Source organism: Candidatus Zixiibacteriota bacterium (assembly GCA_019038695.1).
Lineage (GTDB): Bacteria > Zixibacteria > MSB-5A5 > GN15 > FEB-12 > B120-G9.
Genome location: JAHOYZ010000007.1, coordinates 166,651 through 184,103, shown reverse-complemented (window position 1 = coordinate 184,103; position 17,453 = coordinate 166,651). Strand labels below are relative to the sequence as shown.

The following is a 17,453-nucleotide window of genomic DNA, read 5'->3' as shown; positions in this document are numbered from 1 at the left end:
GATAGTTCGAAATATGTCCCCAGTCTTTGGTAGGGCAGGAGCCCTTAGCGCTCCTGCCCTACTGAAGACTCAACAGAGCCATGGATCCCACAGCAAGCTGTGGGCCACCAAGAAGTTAGCATGGCACCCATCGCCCTCCCCTCACCCCTTCTTATTCAGCACCATCGCCGAAGCCTGGGCAGTAGGATAGATGACAATCTCGCCAATCTGAACATGAGCAGGTCGGTCGGCTGTCCATACCACCGCCTCCGCAATGTCGTCTCCGGTCAACGGCTGATAACCCTGGTACGTCTGCGCGGCTCGTTCCTTGTCTCCGTCAAAGCGAACCGTCGCAAACTCTGTTTCCACTAAACCGGGATCAACCGTCGAAACCCTGATCGGCGTGTCAACCAGATCAATCCGCATCCCCTTCGTGATCGCATCGACGGCATGTTTAGTCGCGCAATAAACATTCCCCCCGGGGTACACCTGATGGCCGGCGATGGACCCGATATTGATAACATGCCCCCGTTCACGAACGACCATCCCCGGCAGCACCGCCCGGGAAACATGAAGCAGACCTTTGACGTTGGTGTCGATCATCTCATTCCAACCGCCAATATCGCCATCCTGTATTTTGTCCAGTCCACGTCCGAGACCGGCATTATTGACAAGCACGTCGATTTCGTTCCAAGGATCAGCCAGCCCACTAATCGCCAACTCGACCGCCTGATGGTCGCGGATATCCAATTCGAGCAGACAGCAGTCTGTGTCGAGTTTCTTCTGCAATTGCTCCAGACGATCCAGACGACGTGCTACCAGAACAAGCTTAGCTCCCTGCTCGGCGAATTTCCGGGCGCACGCTTTACCGATACCGGCCGAAGCGCCGGTGATCATTACTACTTTATCTTTCAGAGTTGACATAGGCCTCCTGTTGTCAATGAGCGAGTATTGTTTCTTTTGACAAATCTAAACAATCACAGTGTGATCGTCAACTGGCGGGGCTGTCAACTTGCGGGGGGATGGTAACAGCAGGAATCGTGCACACCTGCATAGTTCTCGAACAATCCTGAGGGAACAAGGAAGAGGGTACGACAATTGGAGTTAGCAGGGCAAATGATGGATTGACCCTGCAGAATTGGTCATAATGTTACCCTTAGTTACCCGACAACTTGCGGAAGGGTGATGTTATGTTGTTGTTATACAATAGCATACGGGACGAGAAAAGCTCATATAATCCTGCTGATATCCGGCATAGGACGTGCATTGAGCTGTTCCAGTGAAATAGCCTTAATTTTTACGCCGATCCACCCGATAATGGGAGCAATAGTTGAGGCCTCTTACGGGTGGACAGAGACCGCCTGGAGGTAGCAACTGATGAGTAGTAAAAAGATTAACCGCCCCCGTCCGGGGTTACCTAAGAAGATGTACTGGCATCTGTATAGTTTGCAGATGTTACAGTCCGACAAGCTGGCCAGGATTGTTGATAAGGTACTGAAAAGAGAGTACGTGCTCATTAAGTGAGATGACTGCGATAAAACTTGACAAGGGGCAGGCCGAGGAATACGTTAGGCCCCAATGTGGTGGTCATGTTGGCTGCCCGAAGTTGTTTTACTGATTTGAACGTATTTTGAAAGAGTATTTGGTTTGTTAAAGAAGAAATTGACAGTAATGCTTATCCCCGGCTCGGAGGGGGCACTAAAACAGGTGCGTCTCCCTGTCGTTTTGATTTATGGTTGTGCTCTGGTGGTTGTCCTGCTTGTGCTGGGCAGTTTCTTTGCTTCATCCGGTTATTTCTCAAACCGTGTGGATAGCAAGGAGCTGGAAGCGTTGCAGGCTGAGAACCGATCGCTGCAGGAGGGGTTCGAGCAGATGCGCTGGCATATGGCCGAGGTTGAGAAGCGCTACGAGGAGTTAGTCCAGAAAGAGATCCGTATCCGTTCCCTGTTCGATCTTCCCGAAATTGATTTGCAGCAGAGACAACTGGGAATAGGTGGTCCTACCTCGCCGGAATTGGTGACACGTTCGGAAGTGGAGGTAGAGGCTCTCGAAACCGAAGTGGAAGTTGATCATCTTCTACGGTTATCGCAGTTTGAGCTTGAGAAGTATGCCGAAGTAGAATCTTCGATGTTATCGGTCAAAGATCGCCTCGATCATACGCCTTCCATCTGGCCCTCCAGGGGCTGGATATCTCGCAGCTACGGTATGAAGGCGGACCCGTTCACAGGTATTAAGCAGATGCATAGAGGTCTGGATATCGCCAACCACACCGGTACGCCGATAGTGGCATCCGCTGACGGGAGAGTATCATCGGTGCGGAAGAACGGCGGTATGGGCAAGACAATTGTGATTGACCATGGCTACGGGTTTGTATCCCGTTATGCTCACTTGTCTGAATATAAGGTCAAACGCGGGCAACAAGTCAAGCGTGGCGATGTCATTGGATTGATGGGTTCGACTGGTTACTCCACTGGTCCTCATCTGCATTACGAGGTTATTCGCAACGGCAAGTCCATCAATCCCTACCGACATATCCTGAACGACATGTAAGTATCTTATTGCTTGGCCGAAAAAGATAACCGCCCTATTTCAGGGCGGTTTTTTTGATCCCCGATCCCAATACCAATCAAGCTGTGTTTGACCAAATATCTGCCCTCATAGTGGCTAACCAAATCGTGACCGTCTGACGATACTAATATGAAAGGAAGGGCGCCTTCTGCCATGCGCAGGATAGGGGACCATTAGAGGAGATCGATGGGAGTATTAATAGATGATAAGGACGCACCGGGTCTAGTAACCGAAGGCCACGAGGCTGATAAATGGCTTGAAGTATTTTCGTTGTTTATTCACGATCTTGAACCTCCGTTGGCCTCCATGAAGTACATCCTGAAGCTCCTTGATGAGGGGAAGTACAATCCTGAGAAGGCGACACATCGTGAATTGGTCTCTTCCAGCAAGGTGGCAATGCACCGGGCAGAGACGATTGTCTACGATATTCTTGCCGTAGCCAGGTCTGGAAGTGTTGGTTTGCCGGTCAATATGACCGAATTGGATCCGGATGTAATCATTGATGAAGTAGCTAGTCTGGCGCAAGGAGCGGCGGCCGAAAATGATGTTAGCGTCAGTGTCAACCGAGATGGTGACAGTCCCCTGATAAAGGCCGATGCCGGTTTGCTCGCAAGGACTCTTGATAATTTCATTTATAATGGTCTACGTCACACGCCCACCGGCGGTGAGATCACGATCTACACATCGGTGGGAAAGGCATCTTTCTACATTCACGTTAAAGATTCTGGTCCAGGGTTTGATGATATCGAGCCTGGTGTTCTGTTTGAGAAATTTGGCCAGATCAACATGAGAGCGGCCGGAAAACACCGAGGAGTTGGTCTGGGTCTATATTTTTGTATGCTGGCCGCAACCGGTATGAAGGGTACAGTGATGGCTGACAATCACCCGGATGGCGGTGCAGTCTTTTCAGTGAAATTACAAATGGTTGAGGAGAAATAAGATGACCGAGAAAATGGATGCCGAATCATATCTGAAATCGGGATCAAATGAACTGCGAGTCCTGGAATATAACGCCAGCGGGTTAGCTTTCGGGATCAACATTCTCAAGGTCAGTAAGATCGTTTCGCATTTGAATGAATTTACGCAAATGCCTGAGTCTCATCCGGCCGTACAAGGTGTGTTCAAAGACATGGACCAGTTGATTCCGGTAGTCGATCTGTCCGCCTTCCTGGGGATAACCAACGAAAACACCAAGCATAGCAAGGTCATCGTGACCGAGTTTTTTGGAATCCAGACCGGTTTTTGGGTCGATGGCATCGATTGGCTACATCACTTCAAGTGGGAAGATGTCATTGACGCTAATGATGTTTTCAGTGGCATTAAACAACGCTACACGATCGGTATTGTCCGCCCTACTGAACGCCAGATGATTCAATTGCTGGACTACGAGACGATTCTGATGGACCTCTGTCCGCATCTGGGCGTTCAGGATATAGCTGCTCGCAGCGTGGAAGTCGATTTGCGCGGCAAGCGCATTCTCATAGCTGAGGATTCTCCTGCCGTTCGTACGATGTTGGTAACCGAGTTTACCGATCTGGAGTGCGAAGTGCAGACTGCACCCGATGGAGCTCGGGGCTGGGAAGTCTTTCAGCAAGCAAAGTTCGATCTGGTTGTCTGTGATGTTGAGATGCCCCAGATGGACGGGCTGGCCATGACCTTGAGAATTCGTCAGTCGGACAGACCCGAAACGCCCGTAATAGTCTATTCGTCAATCGGTGATATTGGCATGAAAGCGCGGGCTGAGTTTCTTGAGGCCGATGCACACATAACCAAACTTAATCTCGATCTGCTTCTGCAGACGGCTGACAAACTGATTCGAGGCGAAAAGCTCGACCGCACCGAGGCGGGCTTTGATAAGGTGAGAGTGCCGGTATCCCAGGAGACGGTTCCTATTGAATAGAATTGTTGTTACACGTTAACAGTCGTGTGAATGCGGGGAATGCCGGCCGAAAGGTCGGCATTTTCTATAGTTGACCAAGATTGTTCCCGGTATTGAATGAACAAAAACAAGGCCCGGCTAACAGCCGGGCCTTCTCTTGAAATACAGGTCTGTTCGGAATCTTTAAGTATTATTACTTAGCGTACAGAACCTTAAACGCTGGGTAGATGCTGCCGCGCTGATCCAAATGAGCCGGGATCGAGTCGTTTCCGAGTGCTTCCAGCTCTTTGCGGTCAGCGATCACCATCAATGAATTGTTCGGCGAGGTAGTGGTTGTATCAACACCAAGCTTCTCAATAGTCTTGCCACCAAGGGAAGATACAAAGATTGTTGCCAGTCGCCCTCGTCCGGCGGCCAACACGTTCTTAGTTGGTCCCAGATTGGCAATCATGCCAAGCGTGACACATTGAATGACGGTGTCGGGGCGAAAGCTCTTATATGCGAAGTGCTCCACTCGGCCGCCCACGTACACTGCTGAGTCGGCCACAATCTTCACTGCACCGGCCGTTAGTTTCAGCGGCACGGACAAACCCAATATGGCTTCATCGTTTGTGTAATTGATCGTTATTGACCAATTAGCGTCGTTGATTTTGGCAACATCGGCATAGATTGTATCCACGACACCAAAATGATCAACCTGGGCCGAAGATATTGATGGCAGGATTAAGATGGTTAGAACTCCAAGTATCCATAGAAATCGCTTCATGTTTCCTCCTGGCGATTGTTCTTAGTTTCTCTATTGCTTCTACAGTTTGTGTCGGTGAAGGTTCTACTTTTCCTGAGTACCGGTGATCTCGGCGATGGACGCTCGGAAGATATCTATGAGCGAATCGGCAGTGACAACATCACCCAGTTTGTGCTTGTAAATACCTGACGCTCGTAGCAAAGCCCGCCGTCCGGTCTCGGTCTCGGGGAAACGCTCGAACAGATGCAAAAATAGCTTGGCGGTCTTAGGCCAGTCTTCCTGTCTGGCAAACAGATCAGCCTGATAGGCCAGTGCCTTGGCCTCGACAATTGTTCCCGAAGAGGTGGCGGCAACTTGCTGATAGTATTTTTCGGCATCCTCAAACTTGCGCTCCGCCTCAGCTTTTCGACCCGCATTCTCAAGGTATTCAGCCACATACAGGAAAGCGGCTAGAGCTTCATCTGAGCCGCGATAGTTTTCGATAAGATAATTGTACTCGATTTCGGCCCGATTCCAGTTGTCCTCTAATTCGAACGATCGGGCTATGAGGTATTGAGTCAACGGACTAGTGTCGAAATACCAGCGATAGTTCCTTTTCAACTTAGTGCCAATCTGACGAGCCTCGGAATATCTGCCCTGCTCCATCTTCACCGCCGCTATCTTATGCTGTACTATGGCATAGAGGACGGAATCAGTTCCCTCCAGTTCGGTTGCAAGTTCATTGTACAGTTCAGTAGCTTGCGAGAATTGCCTGAGCCTGATGCCGTACAGGTCCGCAATCTTGATCCGTATGGTAGCATATGCGGAAGAGGTAGAGTCGAGCAGAAGGTACAGCTGATCGATTTCCTTCTGCCACTGACCGGTTTGGTCATAGAGACGAGCCAGATTGCCATGCGCGGCTGCCTTCAGATTGGCTTCCGGGAAAGTTTCTACCAGGTTGCCATAGTACTCAAGCGCCCATGCGAGTCGTTCGGCTGCTGCGACCGAGTCACCGGCGAGATGTTCGATGCGATGGATATGAGTCGGAAGGTTTAGCAGGGTCAAAAGAACATCACCGGTTTCATCGATGGGAGGGTAGTGTCCCTCAAGTGCCATATCATAGACCGCCAGCGCCGAATCCCATTGTCTCGAAGCCTGCAGCGAACGACCAAGATTGATCTGAGTGGCAAGAATGTATAGTGGTTGAAGATCGGTGATGCTCAGAAGGCGCTCCAGAGCCGTGATTGCCTTGGTAAACTGCCGGTCATAATAGTACATCCGAGCCAGCTGGCCGGTGGCCTGGAAGGCCAGGTGTTGTAGCTCACGGTACTCGACAGGGAATCGTTTCTGATCAATCGAATCCAGGGCAATTACGCCAAGATCAGCCGCTTCGGCATAAAGTTGCCGGATTTCAGCGCTGGCTTCGGGGGTGACAAGCTCCGGTTTGATGTTGGATTTTTCGAGCGCTCTTTCGGCCCGGTGAAGTTTCTTTTCAACTGAGTATCGCAGGCTGACCGCACTGTTGTCAGCGCAGCCGATGGTGAGCACTACCATAAGCAATAGTGCGAAGGTTGGAATGCAATAAGGTCTGTTCATAATTCTCAAGATTGTGAAACCGCTTTCAGATACTACTGATTTTCACGGAATATACGCCATTCTGATATACGGGTTCAAGTGGAAAGTTGGGTAATGTGAGAATCGAATTTCTCAGAAACCGGGGAGAATTTCGCTAATAACCTTTGATTCTCGTTTGCTCTTATGACCGAATCTACTCTACAAAGAACAGGCTGTGCCCGTCGCCAACTTTTAATACAAATGTGATTGATTTAAATCGGGAAACGATTTCTTTCTATAGAAAAGCATAGGATAAAGCAAATGGCCAAAGCAACAGTACTTTCAAAAGTACCGTTTGAAGACAGGTTGTCGTCTAAGTATGTACCCTTGTTTACCGGACGGGTAGCTGCCGGGTTTCCGTCGCCGGCGGATGATTATCTCGAGGGGCCGCTTGACCTGAATAAGCATCTCATTCAGCATCCGGCAGCGACGTTTTTTGTCCGAGTAACCGGGGACTCAATGATTGGCGCCGGCATCCATTCGGGGGATATGTTAATTGTCGATCGCGCTTTGGAACCGGCAGACAACAAGGTGATCATAGCAGTGGTCAACGGAGAGTTGACGGTTAAGCGATTGTGCAAACGAAACAACCAGCTGGTATTGATGCCGGAAAACGATAATTGCAAACCGATTCCTATTGAAGATGAAACGGACTTCGAAGTCTGGGGAGTAGTAACGGTTGTTATTCATTCATTGTGATGATGGCAGGTATCAAGGGTATGCAGGTAAGTGATTATGGAGAAGGTAGCACCTCAGGAAATAACTTGTTCGTCAAGAGTTCTCAACGATTGTATTGCCCTGGTGGATTGCAACAATTTTTATGCTTCTTGTGAACGGGTATTTAATCCAAAACTGCAAAACAAGCCTATTGTGGTTCTATCCAACAATGATGGTTGTATTGTGGCGCGCTCTAATGAAGCCAAGGCGCTGGAGATCGGTATGGGACAACCGTTTTTCAAGTATCGTAATGTTATAGAGAAGCATAACGTCCATGTATTTTCTTCCAATTATGCACTGTATGGCAACATGTCCGGACGGGTAATGGCCACATTGGCGCAATTTACGCCGAAAATGGAGATTTACTCAATTGACGAAGCGTTTCTCGACTTGTGCGGCAGCGACCGTTTTCACGGGTATAACGACCTGGTCGAATATGCTCATACACTTCGTGCTACAGTAAAACAATGGACCGGTATCCCGGTATCAATCGGTATTGCCCGTACAAAAACGCTGGCCAAAATAGCTAATCGACTGGCCAAGAAATCAACCAAAGTGAACGGTGTGCTTAACCTGATTGATTCACCATACATGGATCAAGCGTTGGAAAAAGTTCATGTTGGAGATGTCTGGGGGATAGGCCGGCAATCAACAAAGTGGTTGGTTGGTATGAATATCAACAATGCCAGACAGTTGCGGGATATTGATGATAAAGTAATTAGCAAGCGGATGGGGGTAGTTGGTTTACGTCTGGTCTATGAACTAAGAGGGATATCATGCTTGTTACTTGAAACCTGTTCGTCACCACGTAAAGGGATTATATCGTCGCGTTCTTTTGGACGTAGAGTTGAATCCCTTGATGATTTGAAAGAATCCGTAGCGGCTTTTATTACCAACGCAGCAGCCAAGCTTAGAAAACAAAATCTGGCGGCGCGGTTGTTAACCGTCTTTTTAACAACCAATCCTTACAGTAAAAATGATAAACAGTATAATAACTCGATAGTGATTCGTTTGCCAGGGGCGATCAATGACACTGCCCAATTGCTTCACCATGCTACGCGGGGAACGGAAAGTATTTTCAGGAAAGGTTTCCGATATAAGAAAGCCGGAGTGATGCTCGATAATCTTATACCGGCCGATCAGGCACAGGCAACTCTATTCGATGATAATAATATTAAGCGCAATAGAAAGCTGATGGAGACCATTGACTCGGTGAATAAAAAAATGGGTTCGGGAACGCTAAGGTACGCTACCCAGGGTTCAACGCAACCGTGGAAGGGAAAATGCGGTAATCGCAGCCCATGCTATACCGGTAATTGGGACGAGTTGGTTAATGTCATTACAAAATAATCTTTATCGTCGGCTGGCTGGGGACTCCGCTTAATTCCTTCTCCCTACATCGGTCCGCCGGGTGCGTGGCGGCGGGAGATATCCTGGTTGATTTTCTCTGCCGAACGGTAAGCATCATACATCCCGTATATCCACATGATCGGGGTCGTGATCAGCCCTATGAGGATGATGATCAGGAATGCTGAGATTGTGTACATGACGATGAATGCCACACCCTTGCCGATCTGACCGTTGTATATCTGTCCCAATCCCATGTAGAAAAACGACAGAATAGCAGCCAACCCGGGATTTTTGTAGAAGGTCGGACTCGTACCATTAGTCATCGTGCGCTCCTTTATATAGTGACTCGTTGTGCAAGCTGTCTCTTTTATCTAAGATACCAAATTTTGCCCGTCCAATTCAATCATTTTCCAGCAAAACTATCGCCTAGGATTCCCTTACTGCTCCTCCGTTTGCTCCAGCAGTTTCACTACCGTAGTATCGGTGGCGGTGAGGGTTGAATGGTAGTCGGTATCGGAAACATTCGAATCGATGATAACGACAATAAAGTGCTGCTGAATCATCAGCACCACCGGTTCACCCGCCTCATCAAGGACCAACTCGCAATCCAGCTTGGTGTAGTCGCGGTCGCGCCTATAGTTATAATCCTTCACTAATGACTTGACGAGCAGGCTGTCCTGATACAGATAGAACGCAAACGATCCCCAACCGTCTTCCATGTCCTCACCTCTGACGCTTACCTGCAAAGCTATTTTGTCTTTGTCAAATTCGACCAAGGCGTCAATCACGGGACAGGCGTACAGCGATAGGGGGCCCGGGGCGTATTCGACTGCTTCTAGCCACCAGAGGTTGTCATAGCTGCCATGTTTCCAGATGGTCAGAGCCACACACACGGTGGTCTCATGTTGGCCGCTCGAATACAAACAGGCTGCGGTTCTCCCCCCCACTGCGAAAAACCTGTTTGTCTGCCTTTCCCTCCAGGCAGACGAGAAGGTCATCAGATTGTTGATACCGATCCAACCGGTGATGCCATTATGATATATCCTGAATTTCTCACCGCCAAGAAGGGCATATTCGCGCCGAGATGCAGAGTAGGGTTTGCCAACAAGCTCCGAACGCCGGTCGTATCTGACAAAACTATGATTGGCGATTGTACCTATCTTCGTGGTTGAGTCCGGGTCGGCAAAGACATCAATAGGTGTGGTACTGTCGCAACTCCGCCCACCGTTAGTAACAATTCCGAGTGCCTTGATGTGGTCGATTGAGACAGCCGTGGGGTGATCGGTCTCGAGAAGAGGATTTGGCAGAGATTGACAGAACGTACTTCTTCCGGCAACACAGAGAATGACTAACAAAAGTAATACTGACTTGTGTGTCATGACCGAAGCTCCCGTAGTTGATCGCGTCCGTCTTATCTGCCAAAGAATAGCCCCCGTATAAGTTCGATGGAAACAAGAACTTTCCACGGTTGTATGTATGCGTAGTCCTGACATTCTTGTCGAAACTGAAGACAGTTTCGACCTACTCAACAACGTCTTAACAATATCACATGTTTTGTGTGCAACTTTTGCACAGAGGGTGATGTTCACGGGTTGGTCGCCGTTTCCGATAATAGAGTATTATGCACCGATTTCAACATTCATGGCTCACGGCAATTGCGATTATACTGACTACCATGCTGATAGCCGGCGGTTGTAGCCGTAACTTCACCGTAGTGAAAGCTCAGCCGAAAGCTCAGGTCAATCAGCAAGACCGAACGCAGTACGATCCTGACCGGGTTCCATCAACGACCGATGAACAGTTGCACGAGGGACTCATTCTTTTCCGCGAGGGGCGTTATACTGAGGCTCAAGGATTGTTCGAGCAGGCGATTGCAGTTGAGCCGGATGATTGGTCCGGGTATTACTACCTGGCCCGCTTGATGATTCGACAGGAAAATTATGCCGTAGCCATTGAGCAATTGTATTTCGCTCTTGATCTGGTCCCCGATGAACCCCGCACTCGCAGTAACATCTATCGTTCCCTCGCAGAGTGTCTGGAACTTCAGGGGCAGTTTACCAAAGCAGAACTGCATTACCGTACGGCGTTGAATCTATTCCCGGAATCAACTCCGGCTCGGGAAGGATTGTCACGCATGCAGTCGGTTCGTCGGCCATCTCCGTAGTAGCTTTTTTCTTCATAGAGCGACAAAGTTAACATATATTGCCAAAATGAAACGGCAATACCCCACTTATCATCTCGGTCCCGATTTTGACAAAAAACTCAAGAATTTCACAGAGTCATTTGTTAAGAAGGGATTCAGTGAGTTCATCGACGAATTTGCAAATGTCGACGAGTTCATTGAGCGGGCTGCCCGAGATGATCATTCTTCCGGCGAGAAAAACCTGCGCTGCACACCCAAAGAGAAATATCTGCTGGAGGCAGTGGCGTTCAAGATTTATGACGAACTGAACCGGGAAGCATTCAACCGCACTAAGGAAACATTGATCGTTTTGCCGGATTGTCTGTCGGGGCATGACCCGGATTGTGAAAAAGAAGACCTACCTTACGGCGACGAATGTCGCTTGTGCTCCGAGAGTTGTCAGGTGAATCACATTATGAAGCTCTGCGAATCGTTCGGAGCGAAAGTTGTATTCTCGAAACGTAAATTAGCCGAACAGATTGAGCATTACTCGGAGACGATGGGTGACGTTGGGGTTATCGGTATCGCTTGTTTACTCATGCTGGCCTCGGGAATGAGGGCGGCTGATGATGCCGGGGTGCCGACCCGTGGAGTGCTCCTGAGTTTTACCGGTTGTGATCATTGGAACGACGAGTCCTTTGCATCCCGTTTCCCTACGAGCCGGTTACGAGCAATACTTGAGGAAAAGTATGGTTCATCTCATTCGTGAGCTTACGATTGATGATTATGATGACCTCATCCGTGTCTGGGGGGATGCCGGGTTGCCGTTCCGTCCGTTTGGGCGTGATTCCCGCGAACGGATTGAGATCGAAATGGCGCGGAAGGACACGACGTTTATCGGGTTATTCGAGGATGATAGATTGATAGCGCTCGGATTGGCAACCTTTGATGGCCGCAAGGGATGGATTAATCGGGTTGCGGTTGATCCCGATCATCGGCATCGGGGTCTGGCGTCAAAGATCATCACTGAATGCGAAGATTTTCTGGAGGGGCTTGGGGTGGAGATCATGGCCTGCCTGATCGAGGAATACAACACTCCTTCAATGGCACTCTTCCGGAAACATGGCTACCTCTATGGCGAGGATATTCACTATTTCTCGAAACGGAAATCCGAAGATACATAGACTGATCTCTGATCTACTAGCCCTGTGTCAATATCCCAGGTCATAACCAAACAATTTGTCTAAATCTACGTCCTAATTACGAGAAGGCTTGCGTTAGATCTGAGGAAACAATGTAGAAAGGACAAATCATGAACAAAGCGATGAGACCAATGGTAATTCTACTCATAACGGGTGTGTTGCTTTCACTCCCCCTTATCTCTGGCGCCGACCCGCTGCACGAAGCCATTCAGAACAACGACACAACTATGGTCCAGAGTCTTATCTTGGAAGCTCCGGATCAGCTTGAGAGCAGGGACAGTAACAATAACACACCTTTGCATGTAGCTGTTCTTGAAAACAACACTGCGATTGCCAAGATGCTTCTTACTGCTGGAGCCGAGGTTGATGCCGGCGACAACGAGGGCAGTCCCGCTCTCATTACGGCTGCTATGCGGGGTTATTTGGATATGGCTCGTTTGCTGATTAGCAAAGGCGCCGATGTCGGGTATCAAGATAATTTCGGAAATACCGCAATTACCTTTGCGGCCATAGGTGGTAGCACGGAAATGATCGAGCTACTAATCGAGGAAGGTGCCGATATTCATGTTATAAATGGCGAGGGGGCTACACCGTTGACTTTCGCGGCAGGTCGAGGGCGTACCGACGCTGTCCGTCTCTTGCTAGCCAAAGGAGCAGATGCCACCATCCGCAATAATCAGGGACAAACGATTGCTTTTGGTGTTGCCGCGCGTGGTCATACTGATATGCTCCGCCTGCTCGTGGACAACGGAGCAGATCTTCTCGTTAGCGATAGTTCTGGAGGAACGATTCTTCATGAAGCTGCCATTAGCGGTAGTGTCGTGACAGTCGACTATCTTCTTGACGCCGGTGCTGATCCTGACCTGACCAACGATTTTGGAGCCACGCCACTGATCTTCTCATCGTGGAGAAGTCATGTCGATGTCGCCCGCACACTACTTGAGAAGGGTGCTAATCCGGACATAATAAACACCAACGGAATGACGGCTCTGCACAACTCTGTCAAAGAAGGCTCGGTAGAGATGTGTCAGGTGCTGCTGACCAATGGGGCAAACGCAAGTCTTCCCAATCTGAAAACAGGTGGCACACCACTGCATTATGCCTGCACCAAGGGATACTTAAATATCGTTGAACTGCTAGTGTCCTCAGGAGCTGACCTGACCGTCAAAGACAACAAAGGTCTCACTCCATTGCACTATGCCGGCAAATATGGTCATCGTACTGTAGCTGACCTTCTGTTGGCCAAAGGCGTAACCGCACCTGATATGGAGAAGAACTTTGGACGTTGCCCATTGTTGGAAAAATCGTTAAGCGACGGCGAGGGAATCGTCTGGTACATTGGTCATTCAGGTTGGGCGATCAAGACGCAGAATAACCTGTTAGTCTTTGACTACTGGGAGCGGAACCAGCCGCCTACTGAAGCCCTCATCTCCAATGGTCACATTTCTGCGGAGGAAGTCAAGAACCTCAATGTCACCGTTTTCGTCAGTCATGAACACGGCGACCATTTTGATACGAATATCTTCAAATGGCGTGAGACAATCCCCAACATCACCTATATAATGGGTTTTGAGAATGACGGTGTCAGTGGCTATCGGTTTATCGGGCCGAGACAGACTGAAACTGTGGGTAACATGGAAGTATCAACGATCACCTCCAACGATAGCGGCGTTGGATTCCTCATCAAAGTGGACGGTCTGACAATCTTTCAGGCGGCCGATCATGCCAACCGACTACGTGATTTTTCCGGTCCGTACACAGCGGAAATTGACTATCTGGCCGACATGAACCTCGATATTGATATTGCCTTTATGCCGATTTCCGGTTGTGGTTTTGGTGACCTTGAGGCAGTCAAACTGGGCGTTTACTATGCTCTGGATAAACTGAAGCCAAAGGTTTTCTTCCCAGAGCACGCTCTGGACAACGAATATCGGTATCAGGAATTTGCAGATAGAGCTGTGGCCGATGGGCACACTGACTGTGAGTATATGTGCGCCTTCAATAAGGGTGACCGCTTCTTCTATCGAAACGGCAAGATCGTATTCTAAAACATTGCATGGGCCGGGGAAATATCCCCGGCCCATGAAATTGAGGGACTGATATTCGTTGGTCAGCAGGCGCTGCCTACAGTGGTGGGGGAATAACAGAAGGGCGGAGCCCTTCATAGCCGTTCCTCCGCCCTCCCATCCTTTTTTCTCTTGACTTGAAATCAGCACCGGTCTACATTGTCGCTTGTTCCGGGAGTTGATGCTCACGTTGTATCAGGCTGTCGGAACTAAGTCGATTTAAGTGGACAAGTTAGCTGGTCGGTTCGTCTATTATGATTACGATAGCGAACGTTCTGTAACTGACTCCTGCACGAGGAAGATTAGTTTGAAGTTGCACCCGGTCTTTCGAAGTCGTCGCACTTTTGGTAGCTTCGCGCATACTTGTCTGCTGTTTTTTCTTTTGATTTTCTGTGCCTCTCTGATTTTTGCTCAGGATGAATCGGTGTCGACTCCCGTTGTCGATTCTAACCCGCTCAAGCCCCCCACTGACATCTCAGTGAAAGATACGCCCAACGATGCTGGCGGTTCTATTACTATCCGTTGGACCGAGCCCACTCCGCCCGAAGGGATTGCTATCAAGCTATATCGTGTCTTACGAGCTGAAGCGATCAATGGCGAGCCGGGACAATATGAACCGGTCGGCGGAAACACTGCGGGTAGCACCGAGTTCCTGGATGGTCACGTTGCTGATTCCCTGGATTATTTCTACCGAGTTGCCGTGATCTATAGCGCGATCGGCGTAGATGGTATCGAAATAGAGTCGCTTACCGAATCAGGCTCCAGCGGTCCGGTGGGTTCGTCGGCGCAGTGGTTTGACTGGCGACGGATCAACGTCTTTGTAGGCGTGATCGTGCTCTGTGGCTTTATCCTCTTCTATATTTCGCAGGCCAAGAAGGGTAAGAAGCTGTTTATTCGCAAGATAGCCGGTCTCGAAGCGGTTGATGAAGCGGTTGGCCGCGCAACCGAGATGGGTAAAAAGATATATTTCATCCCCGGCACACAGGACATGGATAATGTCCAGACAATTGCCGGGGTTACGATTTTGGGTCGAGTGGCCGAAGTGGCTGCTACCTATGATACTTATCTGGAAGTCCCGGTGTCGCGTTCACTGGTGCTGGTGACGGCTAAGGAGATCGTCAAAGAGGCATACTCCAAGGTTGGCAGGCCTGATGCTTATAATGAAGACCAGGTTCACTACCTGACCGATGACCAGTTTGGCTATGCGGCCGGTATTGATGGCATGGTGGTGCGCGAGAAACCGGCTACGATTTTCTTCATGGGAGCCTTCTACGCCGAGTCATTGATTCTGGCCGAAACTGGTAACTCAATTGGTGCCATTCAAATAGCTGGCACGGCGATGCCTTCACAATTGCCGTTTTTTATTGCCTCGTGTGATTTCACACTGATTGGTGAAGAGCTGTTTGCGGCGTCGGCCTACCTTGCTAAAGAACCCAAGTTGCTTGGCAGTCTCAAGGGTCAGGATGTCGGCAAAGCGATCATTTTGGTCGCAATTGTGCTTGGTGTTTTACTCGAGACGTTCAACATTTGGTCGGTCTCAACCTTGTTCGGAGTGATTGATTAGGTATGCGTAGAGAAATACCTCTGATGATTACCGGTATTGTGGGCGTGGCTTTCGTCCTGCAGTACTTTATCCCGCACTGGCCGTTCAGCCAGATGAACAGCTGGTTCTCCGACTGGTTTTCCATCGTTCAAGCTTTTGCGATTTGGCTCGGTGCTCTTAATCTTCTGAAAATATCCGGTCAGAAGGTGATCGGCAAAAAATCCGACTGGGGTTTTGCGGTTGTGATCATCTTGTCATTTCTACTCATGGTAGGTATCGGCTTTTTTGAAGGAGAAGGGTTCCGCGAGCCAGGCACCGGATTCTCGTGGTTGTACGACTACGTCTATTCGCCGTTGTCGGCTACGATGTTTGCCATCCTGGCTTTCTTTGTCGCCTCGGCCTCATATCGCGCCTTCCGCGCTCGAAATCTCGAAGCAACCTTACTCCTCGCGGCTGGATTTCTGGTTATGATTGGCCGCGTACCGGTGGGTGATAACCTCACTTTTTTCCTGCCTGAGAACTATCAGCTTTCCCAGGTAGCCAGTTGGATTATGACCTGGGCGAACACCGCCGGTCAACGCGCAATCATGATTGGCATTGCCCTTGGCCTTGTTTCGACCTCACTGCGCATTATTCTCGGTATCGAGCGAGCGCATCTGGGAGGGGGAGACTAAGATATGTCTACTCGCACCAAGGAACTTCTGACTATCGGGATCGTGCTGCTGTTCAGCGTTGTCGTTTATCTGGGCAAAGTATTCGGATGGATTGATGCCGTGCGGTTTTCACCGACTGTGTCTATGATCGTGGTTGGTATTATAGTTCTGTTCCTGGGCTACGTCCTGGTACGGACGGTGAAAGGTCACCTGATTGACCGGCGGACGGTCTTTCTGTTTGTGGGTATAGCGGTGGTGGCGCCGTTCTTTATGACGATGTCACAGAAAATTCGCATCTCCGATGAAGTTCAGCAGCTCTATAATGCTGTTTCCGAGCTTCCAGCCGGATCGAAGGTGCTCATATCATTTGATTATGATCCACCCTCTGCACCCGAATTGCAGCCGATGGCTCATACCTTCCTTAGATATTGTCTCCTAAATGACCTCAAGGTTATCATCATCGGCCTCTGGCCACAGGGTCCCCAGCAGGCTAATCTGGCGCTCGAGGAACTTCTGGTTTCAGAGGAAATCGCAGCGAAAAACCTGCAGTATGGCATCGATTACGTTAACCTTGGCTATCAGGCCGGGAATGAATTTGTTGTACAGCGCATGGGCTCTGATTTTAGTTCGATGTTCCGGACCGACTATTCGGGTAGGCCATACGAGGAACTTGAGCTTGTAAAGAATGTCAAGAATTTTTCAAATATCGATTATTCATTAAATCTTTCGGCCGGTTACCCCGGCACCCAGGAATGGGTACAGGTTGCCGTTGATCGTTATGGCCTGAGGATGGGAGCTGGCAACACCGCGGTGCAGGCGCCAATGATGTACACCTATCTAAATGCTGGTCAATTGATTGGATTGCTGGGTGGAATGAACGGCGCGGCCGAGTTTGAAAAACTGACTGAGTACACCGGCAATGCGACCAAGTTCATGTTGTCGCAGTCGTTTGCTCATATGATAGTGATCGCCTTTATCATCATCGGTAATGTCGCCTTCTTTGTAGGTGGCCGGAAAAAGAAACTCTAACGGATAC

Annotated in this window: 18 protein-coding genes; 13 read left to right on the top strand and 5 right to left on the bottom strand. The window is 49.4% G+C overall.

Annotated elements, in window-relative coordinates; all coding sequences use genetic code 11:
* Nucleotides 1–141: 141 nt before the first annotated feature.
* The gene (locus KOO62_02795) at nt 142–903 is read right to left on the bottom strand and encodes an SDR family NAD(P)-dependent oxidoreductase (GenBank protein ID MBU8932914.1); all 762 of its coding nucleotides are present in this window, start codon (nt 901–903) and stop codon (nt 142–144) included.
* A gap of 453 nt (nt 904–1,356) precedes the next feature.
* Between KOO62_02795 and KOO62_02790 the strand changes: the two genes are divergently transcribed.
* The 4 genes from KOO62_02790 to KOO62_02775 all read left to right on the top strand — a co-directional run bounded on the left by KOO62_02790 (nt 1,357) and on the right by KOO62_02775 (nt 4,447).
* A complete protein-coding gene (locus tag KOO62_02790; GenBank protein ID MBU8932913.1) occupies nt 1,357–1,503 on the top strand; it encodes a hypothetical protein in 147 nt (48 codons plus the stop codon).
* A gap of 123 nt (nt 1,504–1,626) precedes the next feature.
* Entirely contained in the window at nt 1,627–2,529 is a 903-nt protein-coding gene (locus KOO62_02785; GenBank protein MBU8932912.1) for a M23 family metallopeptidase, read from the top strand.
* A gap of 204 nt (nt 2,530–2,733) precedes the next feature.
* Nucleotides 2,734–3,486, top strand: a complete 753-nt coding sequence (locus KOO62_02780; GenBank protein ID MBU8932911.1) for a HAMP domain-containing histidine kinase — start codon at nt 2,734–2,736, stop codon at nt 3,484–3,486.
* Between the two features lies 1 nt (nt 3,487).
* The gene (locus KOO62_02775; GenBank protein ID MBU8932910.1) at nt 3,488–4,447 is read left to right on the top strand and encodes a chemotaxis protein CheV; all 960 of its coding nucleotides are present in this window, start codon (nt 3,488–3,490) and stop codon (nt 4,445–4,447) included.
* A gap of 172 nt (nt 4,448–4,619) precedes the next feature.
* On the opposite strand, the gene KOO62_02770 is transcribed toward KOO62_02775, so the two are convergent.
* Nucleotides 4,620–5,192 (bottom strand): hypothetical protein, encoded by a 573-nt coding sequence (locus tag KOO62_02770; GenBank protein MBU8932909.1) that lies wholly within the window; start codon nt 5,190–5,192, stop codon nt 4,620–4,622.
* A 63-nt stretch (nt 5,193–5,255) separates the two neighbouring features.
* The gene (locus KOO62_02765; protein MBU8932908.1) at nt 5,256–6,746 is read right to left on the bottom strand and encodes a hypothetical protein; all 1,491 of its coding nucleotides are present in this window, start codon (nt 6,744–6,746) and stop codon (nt 5,256–5,258) included.
* Between the two features lie 279 nt (nt 6,747–7,025).
* Here KOO62_02765 and umuD point away from each other — a divergent pair, with 279 nt between their 5' ends.
* Together umuD and KOO62_02755 are read left to right on the top strand one after the other, a co-directional pair.
* Entirely contained in the window at nt 7,026–7,463 is a 438-nt protein-coding gene (gene umuD / locus KOO62_02760; GenBank protein ID MBU8932907.1) for a translesion error-prone DNA polymerase V autoproteolytic subunit, read from the top strand.
* A gap of 36 nt (nt 7,464–7,499) precedes the next feature.
* Nucleotides 7,500–8,831: a Y-family DNA polymerase gene (locus KOO62_02755; GenBank protein MBU8932906.1), complete on the top strand. Its 1,332-nt coding sequence runs from the start codon at nt 7,500–7,502 to the stop codon at nt 8,829–8,831.
* A gap of 44 nt (nt 8,832–8,875) precedes the next feature.
* Here the strand turns inward: KOO62_02755 and KOO62_02750 are convergent, their stop codons facing one another.
* Both KOO62_02750 and KOO62_02745 read right to left on the bottom strand, forming a co-directional pair.
* Nucleotides 8,876–9,154, bottom strand: a complete 279-nt coding sequence (locus KOO62_02750; GenBank protein MBU8932905.1) for a hypothetical protein — start codon at nt 9,152–9,154, stop codon at nt 8,876–8,878.
* Nucleotides 9,155–9,268: 114 nt separating this feature from the next.
* Nucleotides 9,269–10,210, bottom strand: a complete 942-nt coding sequence (locus KOO62_02745; protein MBU8932904.1) for a hypothetical protein — start codon at nt 10,208–10,210, stop codon at nt 9,269–9,271.
* 242 nt (nt 10,211–10,452) lie between these two features.
* On the opposite strand from KOO62_02745, the gene KOO62_02740 reads away from it, so the two are divergent.
* The 7 genes from KOO62_02740 to KOO62_02710 all read left to right on the top strand — a co-directional run bounded on the left by KOO62_02740 (nt 10,453) and on the right by KOO62_02710 (nt 17,446).
* Nucleotides 10,453–10,995: a tetratricopeptide repeat protein gene (locus tag KOO62_02740; protein MBU8932903.1), complete on the top strand. Its 543-nt coding sequence runs from the start codon at nt 10,453–10,455 to the stop codon at nt 10,993–10,995.
* Between the two features lie 46 nt (nt 10,996–11,041).
* Nucleotides 11,042–11,722: a DUF116 domain-containing protein gene (locus tag KOO62_02735; GenBank protein ID MBU8932902.1), complete on the top strand. Its 681-nt coding sequence runs from the start codon at nt 11,042–11,044 to the stop codon at nt 11,720–11,722.
* Nucleotides 11,703–12,137 (top strand): GNAT family N-acetyltransferase, encoded by a 435-nt coding sequence (locus KOO62_02730; GenBank protein ID MBU8932901.1) that lies wholly within the window; start codon nt 11,703–11,705, stop codon nt 12,135–12,137. The genes KOO62_02735 and KOO62_02730 overlap by 20 nt, the downstream gene beginning before the upstream one ends.
* A gap of 128 nt (nt 12,138–12,265) precedes the next feature.
* Nucleotides 12,266–14,203, top strand: coding sequence for an ankyrin repeat domain-containing protein (locus KOO62_02725; GenBank protein MBU8932900.1), 1,938 nt, complete (start codon nt 12,266–12,268; stop codon nt 14,201–14,203).
* A 241-nt stretch (nt 14,204–14,444) separates the two neighbouring features.
* Nucleotides 14,445–15,785: a fibronectin type III domain-containing protein gene (locus tag KOO62_02720; protein ID MBU8932899.1), complete on the top strand. Its 1,341-nt coding sequence runs from the start codon at nt 14,445–14,447 to the stop codon at nt 15,783–15,785.
* Nucleotides 15,786–15,787: 2 nt separating this feature from the next.
* A complete protein-coding gene (locus KOO62_02715; protein MBU8932898.1) occupies nt 15,788–16,438 on the top strand; it encodes a hypothetical protein in 651 nt (216 codons plus the stop codon).
* A 3-nt stretch (nt 16,439–16,441) separates the two neighbouring features.
* Nucleotides 16,442–17,446: a hypothetical protein gene (locus tag KOO62_02710; GenBank protein ID MBU8932897.1), complete on the top strand. Its 1,005-nt coding sequence runs from the start codon at nt 16,442–16,444 to the stop codon at nt 17,444–17,446.
* Nucleotides 17,447–17,453 lie beyond the last annotated feature (7 nt).